Here is a 16,880-nt window from a genome sequence, read left to right on the forward strand (position 1 = left end):
CGGGGCTCAGCCGAAATTCTGGTCCAGCCAGCGTTCCAGCCAGTGAATCGAGTAATTGCCTGTCTGGATATCTGGCTCTTGCAGTAACGCACGGAACAGCGGCACGGTGGTATCGACCCCATCCACGATCAATTCGCCAAGGGCACGATCAAGCCGTGCCAAAGCTTCGCGCCGGTCACGGCCATGTACGATCAGCTTCCCGATCAGACTGTCGTAATAGGGCGGGATCGAATAGCCCTGATACAGCGCCGAATCCATCCGGACGCCCAGGCCGCCCGGTGCGTGAAACTGGCTGATCCTGCCGGGGCAAGGGCTGAAACCCGGCACCTTCTCGGCATTGATGCGGACCTCGATGGAATGGCCGCGGATCGACAGGTTTTCCTGTTGAAACTCCATCTCTTCGCCTGCTGCGACCAGAATTTGCTGACGAACCAGATCGACGCCGAAAATCGCCTCGGTCACGGGATGTTCGACCTGAAGACGGGTGTTCATCTCGATGAAATAGAATTCGTCATCCTCGAACAGGAATTCGATCGTGCCTGCGCCCGCATAGCCGATCTTGGCCACTGCATCCGCGCAGGTCGTGCCGATCCGGGCGCGTTGTTCGGGGGTGATGGCGGGGCCGGGGGCTTCTTCCAGAACCTTCTGGTGTCGGCGTTGCAGCGAACAATCGCGTTCGCCCAGATGCACGGCGCGGCCCTTGCCGTCGCCAAAGACCTGAATTTCGATATGGCGCGGTTTTTGCAGGTATTTCTCGATATAGACATCTGGATTGCCGAAAGCCGCCTTGGCTTCGGTCCTTGCGGTGCGGAACGCAACTTCCAGCCCGTTCTCGTCCAGCGCGACCTTCATTCCGCGCCCGCCGCCGCCTGCCGTGGCCTTGATGATGACCGGATAGCCGATCTCGGCGGCGACGCGCTTGGCGTCATCCACATCGGCCACGCCGCCCTCGCTGCCCGGTACGCAGGGCACGCCAAGCGCCTTCATCGTTTCCTTGGCGGTGATCTTGTCGCCCATGATCCGGATATGTTCGGCCCGAGGGCCAATGAAGGTGATGCCGTGATCCTCCAGCATCTGCACGAAACCGGCATTCTCGGACAGGAAGCCGTAACCGGGATGAATCGCCTGCGCCCCGGTAATCTCGCAGGCTGAAATGATGGCGGGCATCGACAGATAGCTGGCCGAGGATGGTGCCGGACCGATACAGACCGATTCGTCGGCCATACGGACATGCATGGCATCCTCATCGGCAGTGGAATGGACCGCGACCGAGGCAATGCCCATCTCGCGGCAGGCGCGGATCACGCGAAGGGCGATCTCGCCGCGATTGGCGATCAGGAGCTTGTCGAACATGCCTGCCTCACTCGACGACCATCAGGGGCGCGCCGAACTCGACCGGGCTGCCATCATCGACCAATATCCGTTTCACGGTGCCGGCGCGGGGGGCGGGAATGTGATTCATGGTTTTCATTGCCTCGACGATCAGAAGCGTGTCGCCTTCCTCGACCTGCTGACCGATCTGGACGAATGCCGCTGCGCCGGGCTCCGGTGCGAGATAGGCAGTGCCGACCATAGGCGAAGTTACCGCCCCGGGCAGATCGGCGGGATCGTCGCCACCGGCTTGTGCCGGGACGGCTGCGGTTGGCGCAGGGGCAGAAGGAGCAGGGGCCGCATGAACCGGCGCAGCCTGCACCGTGACCTGCTTGCCATGTTTGGACAGGCTGACGGTAAGCCGGTCATGTTCGCCATATTCGCGTTTGACCGATAGTTCGGCCAGATCCCGTGCATTCAGCAATTCGGCCAGCGACTGGATAAAGGCCACGTCGCCATCGTGATGCTTGCCGTCGTTTGAATCGTTGCTCATGCCGTCCTCTGTAATATGATTGCGTCATCCCGAAGGGCGCTTGAATTGGGCCGCTTATAGCCTCCATGCCCGCCCAAGGGGAAGAGTTTCCGTCAAATGGTCAAGTTTCCGCCGCCTTGCAGAGGTGATCTGCCAATTCCGTAATCCTGTGGGGCCGGTCCACGCTTAACGCGATAGCAACGGTTCCGGATCATTTGGTTCCCCGCGATGCCTTTTCCTCCAGCCCTGACCGTCCTTCGCGCCGTTCCAGTTCCGCTTCGACATCCGCCAGTGTCAGGTCGCGGGAAGCGAGCATCACCATCAGGTGATAGATAACATCCGCGGCTTCCGAGGTCAGCCGTTCGCGGTCGCCTTTGGTGGCTTCAATGATCGCCTCGACGGCTTCTTCGCCGAATTTCTCGGCGCATTTCTCGGGGCCGTTGGCCAGCAGTTTCGCGGTCCAGCTGCTATCGGGATCGGCGGCTTTGCGGGTCGCGATCGTTGCGGCAAGGCGGTCGAGTGGACGGGTCATGTCAGCCTCATCGGGATACCTGCGGCGGCCATATGTGCCTTGGCTTCGGCAATCGTATAGGTGCCGAAATGGAAGATCGAGGCGGCCAGAACGGCGCTTGCATGGCCTTCGGTGACGCCCTCGACCAGATGATCCAGCGTGCCGACCCCGCCCGAAGCGATGACCGGGATATTCACCGCATCCGCGATGGCCCGGGTCAGGGGCAGGTTGAAGCCCGAACGGGTACCGTCGCGATCCATGCTGGTCAGCAGGATCTCTCCCGCGCCTTTCGCCTCGACTTTAAGGGCGAATTCGACGGCGTCGATGCCGGTGGGCTTGCGGCCGCCATGGGTGAAGATCTCCCATCGGCCCGGCGCGACGGTCTTGGCGTCAATGGCCGTGACGATGCATTGGCTGCCGAAACGATCTGCGGCTTCCGCCACGACATCGGGGTTGGCCACGGCGGCGGAGTTGAAGCTGACCTTGTCCGCGCCGGCCAACAGCAGGTCGCGCACATCGCCCGGTGTGCGGACGCCGCCGCCGACGGTCAGGGGCACAAAGCACTGTTCTGCCGTTCGGGTGACAAGATCGAACATGGTGCCGCGGTTTTCATGCGTGGCGTGAATGTCCAGAAAGCAAATCTCGTCCGCTCCGGCCGCGTCATAGGCGCGCGCCGCTTCGACCGGATCTCCGGCATCCCGCAGATCGATGAAATTCACGCCTTTCACCACGCGGCCGTCGGCGACATCGAGACAGGGGATGATCCGGGTCTTGAGCATCGGCTATCCTTTCAGGGCGGCCAGGGCTTCGCCCAGATCAAGCGCTCCGTCATACAGCGCCCGCCCCGAGATTGCCCCGGCGATGATCCGGGTCTCGGCAAGTAATTTCAGATCGTCCAGCTTCGACACCCCGCCCGAGGCAATGACAGGGATATGTACGGCCCGCGCAAGCGCCTCGGTCGCGGGGATGTTCGGTCCCTGCATGGCGCCGTCACGATCAATATCGGTATAGATGATCGCGGCCACGCCCGCATCCTCGAACTGGCGGGCGAGATCGGCGGCTTTCACGTCGGTTTCGGTTGCCCATCCCCGGGTTGCGACCCGGCCCGCACGGGCATCGATTCCCACCGCGATCCGGCCCGGGAATGCCTCGGCGGCTTCGCGCACCAGGGCAGGGTTCTCGACCGCTACCGTTCCAAGGATGATCCGGTTCAATCCGCGTTCAAGCCAGTTTTCGATGGTGGCCATGTCGCGGATCCCGCCGCCAAGCTGTGCCGGAATATCGACCGCCGCAAGAATCGCCTCGACCGCTGCTGCGTTAACCGGTTTGCCCTCGAATGCGCCGTTCAGGTCGACCAGATGCAGCCATTCCGCGCCCGCATCCTGAAAGGCGCGCGCCTGCGCTGCCGGGTCGGTGCCGAATACGGTCGCCGCGTCCATGTCGCCACGCAGCAGGCGTACGCAGTTTCCGTCTTTCAGATCGATGGCGGGGTAAAGGATCATCTCGGCTCTCTCATTCGTCTCGCTGGCTTTCCTTTGCCATCTTGCCGTCGAAAGGGAAAGGGTTTCACCTGACGTCATGCTTGCCATAAGCGTATTTTGAGGCACAAACTGCGGTTTATGTTCCGAGGAGGAATGATCATGAGAAAATTGTTCTTTAGCGCGGCATTCCTGCTAAGCGCGGGTGCCGCGAGCGCCGACCCGATCGAAGGTGTCTGGCAGACCCAGCCCGATGAGGGCGCTTTCGCCCATGTCACCATCGCACCTTGCGGTCAGGCTTTTTGCGGCACGATCAGCCGGACGTTCAAGGACAAGACCGAATATCAATCGCCCAATATCGGCCGGCAGATCGTGATCGATATGGCCGCGCAGGGCGGCGATAATTACGAGGGCAGGATCTGGCGTCCTGCGAATAACAAGATTTATATGGGCAAGGCCAAGATTTCCGGTGATCAGATGAGCTTGTCTGGCTGTGTCGCCGGCGGTCTGTTGTGCAAAAGCCAGACCTGGGTGCGGATCCAGTAAGTCAACCGTGGGATGCCCGGATTCAAGCGGGCATGTTCCGGTGTTTGTTGGCGCATATCCGGGATTTCGGCAAACGGGCGGGGAGAGCTGCGGCACTTGGTCCGTCGATGCTATCCTTTGGGCAACCCCAATGCCGTCAGAACGGATGACAGCGTATCGCGCGGCAGGATGATCAGCATCGGCCCTTCGATCTTCAATGTCACCAGACCGTGCGCGCGGTTCGACGTACCGACCCGCAGGCCCGGCGTGAATTCGATTCCGTCGATGGGCCATTCCAGCCCGGTGCTGACCCCGCGCGCCGGGCCCATCGGATACAGTGAAACCCGCGTGCCCGGCATCAGCGGCAGGGTCAGCCGTGATGGCGCCCGGAACACGATATCTTCGGCGGTCAGCATAATCGGCACTGGCGGGTTGCACGTGACAAGCGTGGTCAACGCGGCCAAAGTATGATCCAGCCTCAGGCCCGAGAAGCCGACCGCAAGTGCGAAAGGCGCCTGTATCCGCTTCAGGCATTTGGTGAAATCGGTGCTGTCCTGTTCGGCGACATGGACGATTCGTTCGGCCGGGATGATGTCTCTTGCGGCATCGCTGATACTGTCCAGATCGCCGATCACCCAATCCGGAGCCTGCCCGAGAGACAGGGCCCGATCCGCCCCGCCATCGGCGGCCACGATGGTCGGAGCGATACTGAGCGCGGTCATCAGTTCGACCGGGCGCACCTCTCCTCCTCCGATGACGGTCACGCCGCTGTCGCTGATGACCAGCGGCGGGTTCATTCGTCCCTGCCTATGCCGGTGAACAGGCGTTTGAACGGCATGATCCAGATGATGCCCAGAAGGACATAGACCAGGAGTTCGATCCAGATCGGCTGCCGTCCCCAGGTCGCATCCATCCAGTTCGTCAGCGTGACAGCCACAATGATATACGCCGGAAGACCCAGCACAAGCACCAGAATCGAGAGGCGTTTCCGAGTCTTCAAATCCATTGTCTCAGCTTCCCGGTTCAATGTTTCGGGTGATCCGTCGACGCGATTCCGGCAGTGACACCGCTTTCCACGAAACCACTATTAATCCGAGAAAGGATCAGTCACCAGAATCGTGTCGTCGCGCTCGGGGCTGGTGGACAGAAGGGCGACGGGACATTGAATCAGCTCTTCGACGCGGCGCACATATTTGATCGCCTCTGCCGGAAGATCCGCCCAGCTTCGCGCGCCCGAGGTAGAGCCCTGCCAGCCGTCCATTTCCTCGTAAACCGGCGTCACTCTGGATTGCAGCGCGGCAGCCGTCGGCAGGTAGTCATAATGCTGTCCGTCGATCTCGTATCCCACGCAGATTTTCAGCTTTTTGAAACCATCCAGCACATCAAGCTTGGTCAGGGCAATGCCGCTTACGCCTGATATGGCGCAGGTCTGGCGGACCAGCACCGCATCGAACCAGCCGCAGCGGCGCTGGCGTCCGGTAACGGTGCCGAATTCGTGGCCGCGTTCGCCCAGTCGTTGGCCGTCCTCATCATGAAGCTCGGTCGGGAAGGGGCCTTCGCCGACACGGGTCGTGTAGGCCTTGACGATGCCCAGCACGAAATCCACGGCCCCGGGGCCCATCCCGGTACCGGTAGCCGCCATGCCCGACATGGTCGTGGAACTGGTGACATAAGGGTAGGTGCCGAAATCGATATCCAGAAGTGAACCCTGAGCGCCCTCGAACAGGATGCGCTTGCCGGATTTCCTGGCCTCTGCCATGACTTTCCAGACCGGCTGTGCATAGGCTAGCAGTCTTGGCGCAATCTCCTGAAGTTTCGCCTTGAGTTCGGCCCGATCGATCGGCTCTGCGCCCAATCCCTGCCGCAGCGCATCGTGATGCGCCAGCAGGCGGTCAAGCCGGGCGTCCAGCGTTTCTTCATCACCCAGATCGGCAAGGCGGATGGCCCGGCGGCCCACCTTGTCCTCATAGGCGGGGCCGATACCGCGACCGGTCGTGCCGATCTTGGCCTTGCCCGCAGCCGCTTCCCGAAGCTGGTCCAGATCCTGATGAAGCGGCAGGATCAGCGGAACATTCTCGGCGATCATCAGGTTTTCGGTCGAGATGGAGACGCCCTGCGCGGAAATCTTGTCGATCTCGCTGAACAATGCCCAGGGGTCCAGTACGACGCCATTGCCGATGACCGCCAGCTTGCCTTCGCGCACGATGCCGGAAGGCAGCAGAGAGAGTTTGAAAACCGTGTTGCCGATGACCAGCGTGTGCCCGGCGTTATGACCGCCCTGAAACCGCGCGATCACATCGGCTCGTTCGCTGAGCCAGTCGACGATCTTGCCCTTGCCCTCGTCACCCCACTGAGCGCCGACAACCACCACATTGGCCATGAGCAGGTCCTTCCATTACCCGAAAACTGTCCGCCAAGCGGTCTAGCGCATGACACATGCGGGGGAAAGCGGGATTTCAGCCCTCGCAATAGCCTTGGTGCCGGGCGGGCGCGGCGCCGGTTGCGGAAATTGGATCAGTATGGCTTACCAATGCGGGGGACGCTGATCCGCCAGCGGGACGGTATTGCCCGCTTCGGCCTCGCGAGTCGCTTCGGCCTGCATCAGCATTTCGACGCGGCGCGTCAGGCGGGCGATCTCGGCATCCTGCCGGGCGATGACCTCGCTCAGATCCTCGGTGAGGCGTGTCAGATGGGCCAGAACCTCTTCAAGATGCTCGATTCGCGCCTCGTGCTGCTTGTCCATTTGGCCCCCTTCCGTTAGAGCAGCCACGGATTGGCCGGAAGGGCACAGGACCATGGCGAAGGATAAGAAGAAACAGCCCCGTCCCAAGGCGGAAACGCCGAAGGGCTTTCGTGACTATTTTGGCGCGGATGTGACGGAACGCAAGGTGATGCTGGACCGTATCGCGGAAATCTATCATCGCCACGGTTTCGATCCTCTGGAAACGAGCGCCGTCGAGACCGTCGAGGCGCTGGGAAAATTCCTGCCCGATGTCGACCGGCCCAATGCCGGGGTCTTCGCATGGCAGGAAGAGGCGGTGCCGGGCGGAGGCTCGGGCGACTGGCTGGCGCTGCGCTATGACCTGACCGCGCCGCTGGCCCGTGTCGCCGCGCAGTTCCGCAATGATCTGCCCATGCCGTATCGCCGCTTTGCCATGGGGCCGGTCTGGCGGAATGAAAAGCCGGGGCCGGGGCGGTTCCGGCAGTTTTATCAATGCGATGCCGATACGGTGGGTTCTGCCTCGGTCGCGGCGGATGCCGAGATCTGCGCGATGCTGGCCAATGCGCTTGAGGCGGTGGGGATCGCGCGGGGCGATTACATCGTGCGGATCAATAATCGCAAGGTGTTGAATGGCGTGCTTGAGACCGCTGGCGTGGCAGAGGATCAGTCCGATGACGTACTGCGTCAGATCGACAAGTTCGACAAGGTGGGCAGAGACGGCGTTTCGGCGTTGCTGACATCGGGGCGCAAAGACGAATCCGGAGCCTTCATTGACGGTGTGGGGCTAAGCGAAACCCAAGCTGCACCGATCCTTGCCTTCATGACCGCCAAGGGTGATGACAATGCCGCAACAACGGAGAACCTGCGCGTGGCAGTAGGCAATTCTGAGATCGGGACCGAGGGCGTGGATGAACTCACGCAGATTGCCGCCATGCTGAAGGTGATGGGGATAGACGAAGATCGTGTGGTGATCGATCCCTCTGTCGTGCGCGGGTTGGGTTATTATACCGGGCCGGTTTTCGAGGCGGAACTGACCTTTGAAATTCTTGACGACAAGGGCCGCAAGCGGCAATTCGGCAGCGTCGCAGGTGGTGGACGCTATGACGGACTGGTCGAGCGGTTCACCGGTCAGAAGGTTCCCGCTACCGGCATCAGCATCGGCGTGGATCGCCTGCTTGCCGCCTTGCGGGCCAAGGGTTTGGCCGGGGCCGAGACGAGCGGACCGGTTGTCGTTACCGTTATGGATCGCGACCGGATGGCGGATTATCAGGCGATGGCCGCCGAATTGCGCGCCGCCGGTATCCGGGCCGAGGTTTATCTGGGCAATCCGAAGAATTTCGGCAATCAGTTGAAATATGCCGACAAGCGCGGGGCTCCGGTGGCGATCATCCAGGGCGCGGATGAGGCGGTAAGAGGCGTGGTTCAGGTCAAGGATCTGGTCCTTGGCGCGAAAATCGCGGCCGAGGCAAGTCTTGACGAATGGAAATCCCAGCCCGCTCAGACGGAAGTCCCGCGCAACGGATTGGTGGCTGAAGTCCGGCGGATACTCGGATGACTTTGCGTTGCGACAAGCAGACGGTCGGGAAAAGGCTTCTCGCGGCGTTCCGCGAGGCGGGCGCGGAAGAAGTCGCGCCCGATATCCTGCTTCCCGCCGAAAGCCTGTTGGATCTGTATGGCGAGGATATCCGTGCCCGCGCCTATGTCACCAGTGATCCGATCCGCGGCGAGATGATGCTGCGGCCGGATTTCACTGTGCCGGTTGTGCAGGCGCATATGGAGAATGGCGCGGAACCGGCCCGCTATTGCTATCTGGGCGAGGTATTCCGCAAGCAGGATATGGGCGATACCCGCCCCGAAACGCCGCGCGACAACGAATATCTGCAAGCGGGGTTCGAGCTTTTCTCGCATGAAACCGGCGCGGATGCTGAAGTGTTTGCTCTGTTTTATCGCCTGTTATCGCCCTATGGCGCACGTGCTGAAACCGGAGATATGGGCTTGTTGCTGGATGCCGTGCGCGGCTTGCCGCTGCCAGCGCCGCGCCGGGATGCCCTGCTGCACCATATCTGGCGGGCAGGGCGGTTTCAGCAACTGCTGATACGGTTTTCAGCCGAGACCAGACCGCGTGATTTTCCGCAAAGCGCGGCGTCCTGGACGGGGCTGCGCAGCGCGACCGAGATGCAGGCCCGGATCGACCGGCTGCAGGCGGATGCGGGATCCCCGCCATTGCCCGCGGTCTGGACTGAACGGCTGAAGCGGTTATTCGCGGTCCGGGCGCCCGCATCCGAAGCTGTCGTCATGCTGCGGGAACTCGCTTTGGAATGGCCAGAGATCGCGGGGGCGGTCGAACGGATCGCAATCCGTTTCGACAAGATCGCGCGTGCGGGCGTCGCCCCTGAACAGGTTGTCTTCGACGCCAGTCACGGCCGGACCACGATGGAATATTACGACGGTTTCACTTTCAGCTTCATGGCCGGGGATCGCGGCTGGCCACCGATTGCTTCGGGCGGGCGTTATGACGCCCTGACCTCGGTTCTGGGCAAAGGGCGCAGGATTCCTGCGGTTGGGGGCATCATTCGTCCCGGCCTGCTTGCGGAACTGGAGGCGGCATGATCCGGTTGGGGGTACCGTCCAAGGGGCGGCTGATGGAACAGACCTTCGATTGGTTTGCAGATCGCGGCGTGCGGCTGTCGCGCAGCGGTTCGGACCGCGAATATGCAGGGCAGGTCGAGGGCGCCGAGGGCGTTTCACTGGTGTTGCTGTCGGCAGGAGAGATCCCTCGCGAACTTCGGGCGGGACGAATCGAGCTGGGCGTGACCGGCACTGATCTGATCCGCGAAAAACTGGCCGGCTGGAAGTCGGATATCGTCGAGGCGGTACCGATGGGATTCGGTCATGCCGATCTGATCCTTGCAGTGCCTGAATGCTGGTGCGATTGCGAGAATCTGGACGATCTGACCTCGATCGCCCGCGATTTTCGCGCCGTGCATGGGTTTCGTCTGCGAATCGCCACCAAATATCACCGGCTGGTGCGGGCATGGCTGGCTGCGCATGAAGTTGCGGATTATCAGCTGGTCGACAGTCAGGGCGCGACCGAGGGCACCGTGGCCAACCAGACCGCCGAGGCGATTGCGGATATCACCAGTTCCGGCGCGACCCTGAGGGCAAATAACCTGAAAATCCTGTCGGAAGAGCCGATCTTGCGCTCGCAGGCGACATTATTCGCCAACCGGGCAGCGATGGATCCGAATATGAAGCGGTTTCTGAATCAGCTTGGTCTATAAATCCGGGAATTCCTGGGGTCTCGCCTGATCTGTATATCAGGCGGTGCGGTATACGCTTTGGCCGTGAAATCTGTCTGGAAGCGGACCCGGCTCATGAAAAAGGCCGCCACAGTTTCCTGCGACGGCCTTTTCAGATGGCATGAATGCCGGATCAGCTGCGGTCTTCGTCCTCGGGGCCGTCCTCGTCCGATGTGGCGCTTCCGATATCGTCGAACAGTTCAGCGATTTCGAACTCGGCTTCGGCATCGGCCTCGGCGGCAATATCCTGAATGGATTTGCCTTGCGCCTGAATCTCGGCCTCTTCATTGGTGCGGGCGACGTTCAGGGTGATTGTCGCCTCGACCTCGGGGTGCAGGATGATCTGGACCTTGTGCAGGCCCAGTTCCTTGATCGGCTGACCCAGAACGACCTGTTTGCGATCCGCCGTAAAGCCCGCCTCGGTCGCGGCATCGGCTGCGTCACGGGTGGTAACGGAACCGTAAAGCGCGCCCGAATCGGAAGCCGAGCGGATCACGACGAAGGACTGACCGTCCAGCTTGTCGGCGATTTTCTGCGCGTCGGTCTTGGTCTCGGCGTTGCGGGCTTCAAGTTGAACCTTACGCTCTTCAAAGGCCTTCAGATTCGCTTCGGACGCACGAAGCGCCTTGCCCTGAGGCAGCAGGAAGTTGCGGGCGTAGCCGTGCTTTACGTTTACGACTTCGCCCATCTGGCCCAGCTTGGCCACACGTTCCAGCAGGATGACTTGCATGATATGTCCTCCTTACTTCACGGCATAGGGAAGCAGGGCGAGGAAGCGGGCACGCTTGATCGCGCGGGCCAGCTCACGCTGCTTCTTGGCCGAGACGGCTGTGATACGGGAAGGCACGATCTTGCCGCGTTCGCTGATATAGCGCTGCAGAAGACGGGTGTCCTTGTAGTCGATGACCGGCGCGTTCTCTCCCGAGAAGGGGCAGACCTTGCGGCGGCGGAAAAACGGTTTGCTTGCCATTGTTCAGATCCTCTCAGTTCCGCTCACGGCGTTCGCGACGATCGCCACGCTCTTCGCGTTTCTGCATCTGTACCGAGGGGCCTTCTTTATGGTCATCGACACGGATGGTCATCACGCGCATCACGTCGTCATGCAGACGGGCAAGGCGTTCCATCTCGTGGACGGCATCAGAGGGCGCGTCGCTGCGGAGGAAGGCGTAATGGCCCTTGCGGTTCTTGTTGATCTTGTAGGCGAGGGTGCGGATACCCCAGTATTCATGATCCACGACCTTGCCGCCATTATCGGCGAGAACGGTCGAAAAATGTTCAATCAGCCCTTCGGCCTGCGTATTGGACAGGTCCTGACGGCTGATCAGCACATGCTCGTACAGAGGCATGGCGATCCTTTCATCTTGTCAAGCGCACTTCAAAGGCAGGCTTTGTCTTTCCACTCCCGCCACGAGAGGTTACGCCGATTGCGAATAGTTTGCGGAAAGATGGGGCCTTATAGCGGCAATGGCTGAGGATGCAAGAGGATTCTGGGGAAATGCAGCCTTGCCGGAAAGGGGCGGATATTCGGGCATCAGTATGAGAACAGCTGTTATCACGCTTTACGGCTGGCCCCGGCAGAGGTAATCCCCCTTCATGCTGCCAGAAGACCGCCTTGAACAGATAATCCAGCGTTTCGAATTTCTCGAGGCGCAGTTGAATGCCGGCGCCGCGCCGGCTCAGATCGCAGGGATCAGCCGCGAATATGCCGAGTTGAAGCCGGTGGTCGAACAGATTGGCCAATGGCAGGATTCGCGTGCCCAGGTCGCCGAGGCACAGGCGATGCTTGCCGATCCCGAGATGCGCGAACTGGCCGAGGATGAACTGGCCCGGTTGCGCGAGGAACTTCCGGAGCTCGAGCAGAAATTGCGACTCGCGCTGCTGCCCCGGGATGCTGCCGATTCCCGTCCAGCGATCGTCGAGATCAGGCCGGGGACCGGCGGGGACGAGGCGGCGTTGTTCGCGGGTGATCTGCTGGCCATGTATCGCCGCTATGCCGAGATACAGGGCTGGTCGTTTCAGTTGCTGGAATATAGTGAAACCGAGCTTGGCGGCATCAAGGAGGCCGTGGCGCGGATCGAGGGAGAGGGCGTCTTCGCCCGCCTGAAATACGAATCGGGCGTGCATCGGGTGCAGCGGGTGCCGGAAACCGAATCGGGCGGGCGGATTCATACCAGTGCTGCCACCGTGGCAGTGCTGCCCGAGGCGGAAGAGGTCGATATCGATATTCCCGCCAGCGACATCCGCATCGACACGATGCGGGCCTCGGGTGCGGGGGGGCAGCATGTGAACACTACCGATTCGGCGGTGCGGGTGACCCATATTCCAACGGGGATCGTCGTGACCAGTTCGGAAAAATCCCAGCATCAGAACCGCGCCAACGCCATGGCGGTCCTGCGCGCGCGGCTTTACGATATCGAGCGGCAGCGCAGCGATGACGAACGTGCGGCGGATCGTAAATCCCAGGTGGGCAGCGGTGATCGCAGCGAGCGGATCCGGACCTATAATTTTCCGCAGGGCCGGATGACCGATCATCGGATCAACCTGACGCTCTACGCGCTGGACAAGGTGATGCAGGGCGATCTGGGCGATATCATCGACGCGCTGATTGCGCATGATCAGGCCGCGCGGCTGGCCGCGCAGGAATGAGCGGGCCCACAGGCAAAGACCTGTGCCATGCCGCGCAGCGGCGGCTTGAAGCGGCGGGGATCGCGGATGGTTATCGGGATGCGTCGCTGTTGTTCATGCATGCGCTGCGCCAGATGAGGGGAGAGGCGATCAAGGATCATCATCGGGCGCAATATCTTGCGGCTGTCGTTTCGCCCGAATTGGAAGCCGTTTATCAGCGAATGATCGACGCCCGCGCGGCCCGGCAACCGGTCAGCCAGATCACCGGCAGCCGCGCCTTCTGGGAACATGAATTCATCGTGACCCGCGACACGCTGGATCCGCGGCCAGAGACGGAAACCCTGGTTGAAGAAGCGCTGAAACTGCCTTGGGGCAGCGTCTTGGACCTGGGGACGGGAACTGGCGCGATCCTGATTTCGCTTCTGGCTGCGCGGCCCGGCAGTGTGGGGACAGGAACCGATATTTCCGAAGCGGCGCTTGATGTGGCGCGGCGGAATGCCCATCTGATTGGGGTGACAGCGCGGTTGGCGGTCTCGGACTGGTTTTCTACCGTGAATGGGCGTTTTGACCTGATCGTCTCGAATCCGCCTTATATCGCGCTTGATGAAATGGCCGGGCTTGCTCCTGAAGTGGGCAAGTGGGAGCCGCGCCGGGCATTGACCGATGGGGCGGATGGATTATCCGCCTATCGTGTCATCGCTGGCAGAGCGGCAGAACATCTGACCCCGCACGGCCATGTTCTGGTTGAGATCGGCCATAAACAGGGCGAAGCGGTTGCGACGATTTTTCGCAGCCATGGCGCAGAGACACGCTGTTTTGCCGATCTTGACGGTCGGGATCGTGTCATATTGGCACGTTTTTAGCCATTGATCGGCGGATTTTGCATGGAAATGGAGAAAACTTGAAATTTTTCCCTTGTCATGACCCTGCTGGCGTGGTTAGTCACCGACATGCTGGGGCCGAAAGGCTGCCGCATATGTCAGCCCGACAATGCCGAAACCGTTTGATGTGCCAAGCGCATCGCATGAACGCAGGACAAGGCTGAATGGCAGGGCGCGGATTTCGCCGCGGTGGCCGCCTTAAACGTTGTCCAGACAACTGGAACCACATACAGACAAACTGATGAGATCATCGAAATCACGTTCGCGCAACAAGTCCAATCGCCAGCGCTCGCTGGGGAATATCGTCAATCGCGTCTTCGACAGCTCCGGCCCGGAGGGTAAGGTTCGCGGCACGCCACAGCAGATCATCGACAAATATCTGATGCTGGCGCGCGATGCGCAATTATCCAATGACCGTGTGGCCGAGCAAAGCTTCTTTCAGCATGCCGAGCATTACACCCGGCTGCTGGGCGAAGCACAGCGCGAAATGGCAGAACGGCAGCAGCAATTCCAGCAACAGCAGCATAATCGCCCGAATGGCGAGGATGATCGCGACAATGGTGGCCGTGACCATATGTCACGCGATCATGGCCGGGAGGGCGCTGCTTCAGTGCAGGCTGATGCAAATCAGGCCGGAAACGAAAAATTCACATCCCAATCCGAACCTGCCGTGACGTCCGACGCGGAAAGATCGCAGGTGGAAATTCCGCAAACCGCCAGCAAATCCGGCGGATCGCCCCGTCGTTCCAGCCGGTCGCGTAGCAGCTCTGCGGAAACCGGGACCGGACGTGCAAAGCCCGTATCCCAAACTGTTGATTCCCCCGCACCCGAACAGTCCGAACCGTCGGCTTTGGGATTGCCGGATGTTGTCGGCTCGTCGGAAGAGGGCGGGCTGGTCGAGACCCCGGAAAGCGGGAGCGGTCGGAAATCGCGTGCCAAGCCCAGCACGACCCGAACCCGCAGCTCGCGGACGACAACAAGCCGCAAGAAGAGCACGAAGGCTTCTGACGACAGCGCGGAAGCTAGTGCCGTTCCGGCACCGGAAAAGAACGGCACTGACAACAGCGAGGGTTGATCCCGGCTGATGGGGGCGTTCCGAATCTCGGGAAGCGTGACGAAACTCTGTCTCGTCGGTTGCGATCTGCGTTAATTTCCTTGCGCCTCTGCAACCAGTCGGGCGAGGGCGCAAAATTGTTCAAGGTCGATTTCTTCTGCGCGTGACGTGGGGGCAATTCCTGCGGTTTCCAGCAATCTTTCGATATCCGGATGCACAGCCCGCAGCGATGCCCGCAGCATTTTCCGACGCTGGTTGAACGCCGCCGCCGTAATTCGCGACAGGATCGCCGGATTGGCGGGAAAACGCGGCTTGGGCAGTGCCGTGATATGAACGACCGCGGAATGCACCTTCGGCGCAGGGACAAAGGCTTCCGGCGGCAGCGTCATGACGATCCGCGCATCCGCCCGCCATTGCGCAAGCAGCGCAAGCCGGCCATAGGCCTTGCTGCCCGGCCGCGCCGTGATGCGCTCGGCGACCTCTTTCTGAAACATGAGGGTCAGTGATTGCCAGAATGGCGGCCATTCCGAGGGCGTCAGCCAGCGAATCAGCAATTCGGTGCCGATATTATAGGGAAGATTGGCAATAATGCGGATCGGTGGCGTCAGATGGGCCAGCGGGTCGATCTTGAGGGCATCGTCATTAAGCACGCGTAAACGGCCGGGATAAGCCGAGGCGATCTCTTCCAGCGCGGGCAGTGCACGGGCATCCTTTTCGATGGCCAGAACCCGGCGCGCGCCTTCGGCCAGCAACCCACGTGTCAAGCCTCCGGGGCCGGGGCCGATTTCCAGAACATCGCATTGCGTCAGATCCCCTGCTTGCCGGGCGATCTTGGCCGTCAGGTTCAGATCAAGCAGGAAGTTCTGACCAAGCTGCTTTTTCGCGCGCAGTTCATGACGGGCGATGACGTCTCGCAAGGGGGGGAGGCCGTCGAGGCTGCTCATATTCGCGCCCTTTGACCGTCACGTGCCATCATCTGCGCCGTGCCGCCATGTCTTTGGCCATCCTTAGCGCCGCGATTGTCGATGCGGGATCTGCCCGACCGGTACCCGCAATATCGAAGGCGGTGCCGTGATCGGGTGAAGTACGGATGAAGGGCAGGCCCAGCGTGACATTGACCCCGCCCGCGAAATCCAGCGTCTTGATCGGGATCAGGGCCTGATCGTGATAGGCACAGATCGCCGCGTCATATTTCTTGCGTGCGGGGGCATGAAACATCGTATCTGCCGGTAACGGTCCGGTAAGGTTAATACCCTCATTGCGGAGCCGTTCCAGAAGGGGCGCGATGAAATCGATCTCTTCGCGCCCCATATTGCCGCCTTCGCCCGCATGGGGGTTGATACCGGCGATGGCAAGGCGGGGCGTGGGGATGCCGAAATCGCGGATCATCGCGGCATGCGTCACCCTGATCGCTTCCTCAAGCCTGGCAGGGGTCAGGGTGGCAGGAACCTCGGCCAGGGCGATATGGATGGTTGCCGGAACCACGCGGCAAGGGGGCGTGACAGAGGTCGATGCCAGCATCATCGCGACCGGAGGATCCCCGGCCAGATGGGCAAGATATTCGGTATGCCCGGGGAAAGGAAAGCCCGCTCCTTCCTTCAGCACACGCTTGTTGATCGGCAGGGTTGTCATCGCGCGGGCCTGATCCTGCAATGCCAGATTGACGGCGCGGGCGATTACATCGATGACGGCTTGCGCATTTTCCGGATTTGGCTGACCGGCAGTGACAGCGGCGGGGAAATCATGCTGTAGCACCGGAAGGTGACCCACCGGAACCGGATCGTCGACTGCGGCGATCCGGGTATGGGGGACGTCATCTGGCAGGTGGCGCGCGTCGCCGATCCAGACATAATCCACCCCGCAACCCAACGCGCGGGTGGCGATTTCCGGTCCGATTCCGGCGGGCTCTCCGCAGGTCAGCAGAACGCGTCCGGCCATGTCG

General features: G+C 61.3%; 21 protein-coding genes. 7 read left to right on the forward strand and 14 right to left on the reverse strand.

All coding sequences use genetic code 11. From position 1 onward, the window contains the following. Positions 1-6 precede the first annotated feature (6 nt). From accC to hisA, 5 genes are all read right to left on the reverse strand, one after another. Entirely contained in the window at positions 7-1,353 is a 1,347-nt protein-coding gene (gene accC / locus D3P04_RS10980) for an acetyl-CoA carboxylase biotin carboxylase subunit (protein ID WP_119748795.1), read from the reverse strand. A 7-nt stretch (positions 1,354-1,360) separates the two neighbouring features. After that, a complete protein-coding gene (gene accB / locus D3P04_RS10985; protein ID WP_119748797.1) occupies positions 1,361-1,864 on the reverse strand; it encodes an acetyl-CoA carboxylase biotin carboxyl carrier protein in 504 nt (167 codons plus the stop codon). A gap of 190 nt (positions 1,865-2,054) precedes the next feature. After that, positions 2,055-2,375 carry a phosphoribosyl-ATP diphosphatase gene (locus D3P04_RS10990; RefSeq protein WP_119748799.1) on the reverse strand — a complete coding sequence of 107 codons (321 nt, stop codon included), beginning with the start codon at positions 2,373-2,375 and terminating at the stop codon, positions 2,055-2,057. After that, positions 2,372-3,133, reverse strand: coding sequence for an imidazole glycerol phosphate synthase subunit HisF (hisF, locus tag D3P04_RS10995; RefSeq protein ID WP_119748801.1), 762 nt, complete (start codon positions 3,131-3,133; stop codon positions 2,372-2,374). The genes D3P04_RS10990 and hisF overlap by 4 nt, the downstream gene beginning before the upstream one ends. A gap of 3 nt (positions 3,134-3,136) precedes the next feature. Further along, the gene (gene hisA / locus D3P04_RS11000; RefSeq protein WP_119748803.1) at positions 3,137-3,856 is read right to left on the reverse strand and encodes a 1-(5-phosphoribosyl)-5-[(5-phosphoribosylamino)methylideneamino]imidazole-4-carboxamide isomerase; all 720 of its coding nucleotides are present in this window, start codon (positions 3,854-3,856) and stop codon (positions 3,137-3,139) included. 138 nt (positions 3,857-3,994) lie between these two features. Between hisA and D3P04_RS11005 the strand changes: the two genes are divergently transcribed. Then, positions 3,995-4,378 (forward strand): DUF2147 domain-containing protein, encoded by a 384-nt coding sequence (locus D3P04_RS11005; protein ID WP_119748805.1) that lies wholly within the window; start codon positions 3,995-3,997, stop codon positions 4,376-4,378. A 110-nt stretch (positions 4,379-4,488) separates the two neighbouring features. Here the strand turns inward: D3P04_RS11005 and D3P04_RS11010 are convergent, their stop codons facing one another. From D3P04_RS11010 to D3P04_RS11025, 4 genes are all read right to left on the reverse strand, one after another. Next, on the reverse strand, positions 4,489-5,154 hold the full coding sequence (locus D3P04_RS11010) for a thiamine diphosphokinase (RefSeq protein WP_119748807.1): 666 nt from the start codon (positions 5,152-5,154) through the stop codon (positions 4,489-4,491). After that, a complete protein-coding gene (locus tag D3P04_RS11015; RefSeq protein ID WP_119748809.1) occupies positions 5,151-5,363 on the reverse strand; it encodes a DUF2842 domain-containing protein in 213 nt (70 codons plus the stop codon). The genes D3P04_RS11010 and D3P04_RS11015 overlap by 4 nt, the downstream gene beginning before the upstream one ends. Positions 5,364-5,444: 81 nt before the next feature. Continuing rightward, entirely contained in the window at positions 5,445-6,737 is a 1,293-nt protein-coding gene (locus tag D3P04_RS11020) for an adenylosuccinate synthase (protein ID WP_119748811.1), read from the reverse strand. A gap of 144 nt (positions 6,738-6,881) precedes the next feature. After that, complete coding sequence (locus tag D3P04_RS11025) at positions 6,882-7,100, reverse strand: SlyX family protein (RefSeq protein ID WP_119748813.1); 219 nt, start codon at positions 7,098-7,100, stop codon at positions 6,882-6,884. A 52-nt stretch (positions 7,101-7,152) separates the two neighbouring features. Here D3P04_RS11025 and hisS point away from each other — a divergent pair, with 52 nt between their 5' ends. From hisS to hisG, 3 genes are read left to right on the forward strand one after another with little or no spacing between them, the layout of a single operon-like run. Next, entirely contained in the window at positions 7,153-8,634 is a 1,482-nt protein-coding gene (gene hisS / locus D3P04_RS11030) for a histidine--tRNA ligase (protein ID WP_119748815.1), read from the forward strand. Beyond that, entirely contained in the window at positions 8,631-9,689 is a 1,059-nt protein-coding gene (locus D3P04_RS11035) for an ATP phosphoribosyltransferase regulatory subunit (protein ID WP_119748817.1), read from the forward strand. Before hisS ends, D3P04_RS11035 begins: the two co-directional genes overlap by 4 nt. Then, positions 9,686-10,360, forward strand: coding sequence for an ATP phosphoribosyltransferase (gene hisG, locus D3P04_RS11040; RefSeq protein WP_119748819.1), 675 nt, complete (start codon positions 9,686-9,688; stop codon positions 10,358-10,360). Before D3P04_RS11035 ends, hisG begins: the two co-directional genes overlap by 4 nt. A gap of 151 nt (positions 10,361-10,511) precedes the next feature. Here the strand turns inward: hisG and rplI are convergent, their stop codons facing one another. From rplI to rpsF, 3 genes are read right to left on the reverse strand one after another with little or no spacing between them, the layout of a single operon-like run. Then, complete coding sequence (rplI, locus tag D3P04_RS11045) at positions 10,512-11,108, reverse strand: 50S ribosomal protein L9 (RefSeq protein WP_119748821.1); 597 nt, start codon at positions 11,106-11,108, stop codon at positions 10,512-10,514. A gap of 12 nt (positions 11,109-11,120) precedes the next feature. Next, entirely contained in the window at positions 11,121-11,348 is a 228-nt protein-coding gene (rpsR, locus tag D3P04_RS11050; protein ID WP_119748823.1) for a 30S ribosomal protein S18, read from the reverse strand. A 13-nt stretch (positions 11,349-11,361) separates the two neighbouring features. Continuing rightward, positions 11,362-11,724 carry a 30S ribosomal protein S6 gene (gene rpsF / locus D3P04_RS11055; RefSeq protein ID WP_119748825.1) on the reverse strand — a complete coding sequence of 121 codons (363 nt, stop codon included), beginning with the start codon at positions 11,722-11,724 and terminating at the stop codon, positions 11,362-11,364. Positions 11,725-11,971: 247 nt separating this feature from the next. Between rpsF and prfA the strand changes: the two genes are divergently transcribed. The 3 genes from prfA to D3P04_RS23685 all read left to right on the forward strand — a co-directional run bounded on the left by prfA (position 11,972) and on the right by D3P04_RS23685 (position 14,959). Next, on the forward strand, positions 11,972-13,024 hold the full coding sequence (prfA, locus tag D3P04_RS11060; RefSeq protein WP_119748827.1) for a peptide chain release factor 1: 1,053 nt from the start codon (positions 11,972-11,974) through the stop codon (positions 13,022-13,024). Then, entirely contained in the window at positions 13,021-13,866 is an 846-nt protein-coding gene (gene prmC, locus D3P04_RS11065) for a peptide chain release factor N(5)-glutamine methyltransferase (RefSeq protein ID WP_119748829.1), read from the forward strand. Before prfA ends, prmC begins: the two co-directional genes overlap by 4 nt. Positions 13,867-14,125: 259 nt before the next feature. Continuing rightward, on the forward strand, positions 14,126-14,959 hold the full coding sequence (locus tag D3P04_RS23685; RefSeq protein ID WP_232844976.1) for a DUF4167 domain-containing protein: 834 nt from the start codon (positions 14,126-14,128) through the stop codon (positions 14,957-14,959). 71 nt (positions 14,960-15,030) lie between these two features. Here the strand turns inward: D3P04_RS23685 and rsmA are convergent, their stop codons facing one another. Both rsmA and pdxA read right to left on the reverse strand, forming a co-directional pair. Further along, on the reverse strand, positions 15,031-15,882 hold the full coding sequence (gene rsmA / locus D3P04_RS11075; protein ID WP_119748831.1) for a 16S rRNA (adenine(1518)-N(6)/adenine(1519)-N(6))-dimethyltransferase RsmA: 852 nt from the start codon (positions 15,880-15,882) through the stop codon (positions 15,031-15,033). Between the two features lie 28 nt (positions 15,883-15,910). Further along, positions 15,911-16,876: a 4-hydroxythreonine-4-phosphate dehydrogenase PdxA gene (gene pdxA / locus D3P04_RS11080; RefSeq protein ID WP_119748833.1), complete on the reverse strand. Its 966-nt coding sequence runs from the start codon at positions 16,874-16,876 to the stop codon at positions 15,911-15,913. Positions 16,877-16,880: the final 4 nt, after the last annotated feature.

This window comes from Paracoccus onubensis, assembly GCF_003591515.1.
Lineage (GTDB): Bacteria > Pseudomonadota > Alphaproteobacteria > Rhodobacterales > Rhodobacteraceae > Paracoccus > Paracoccus onubensis.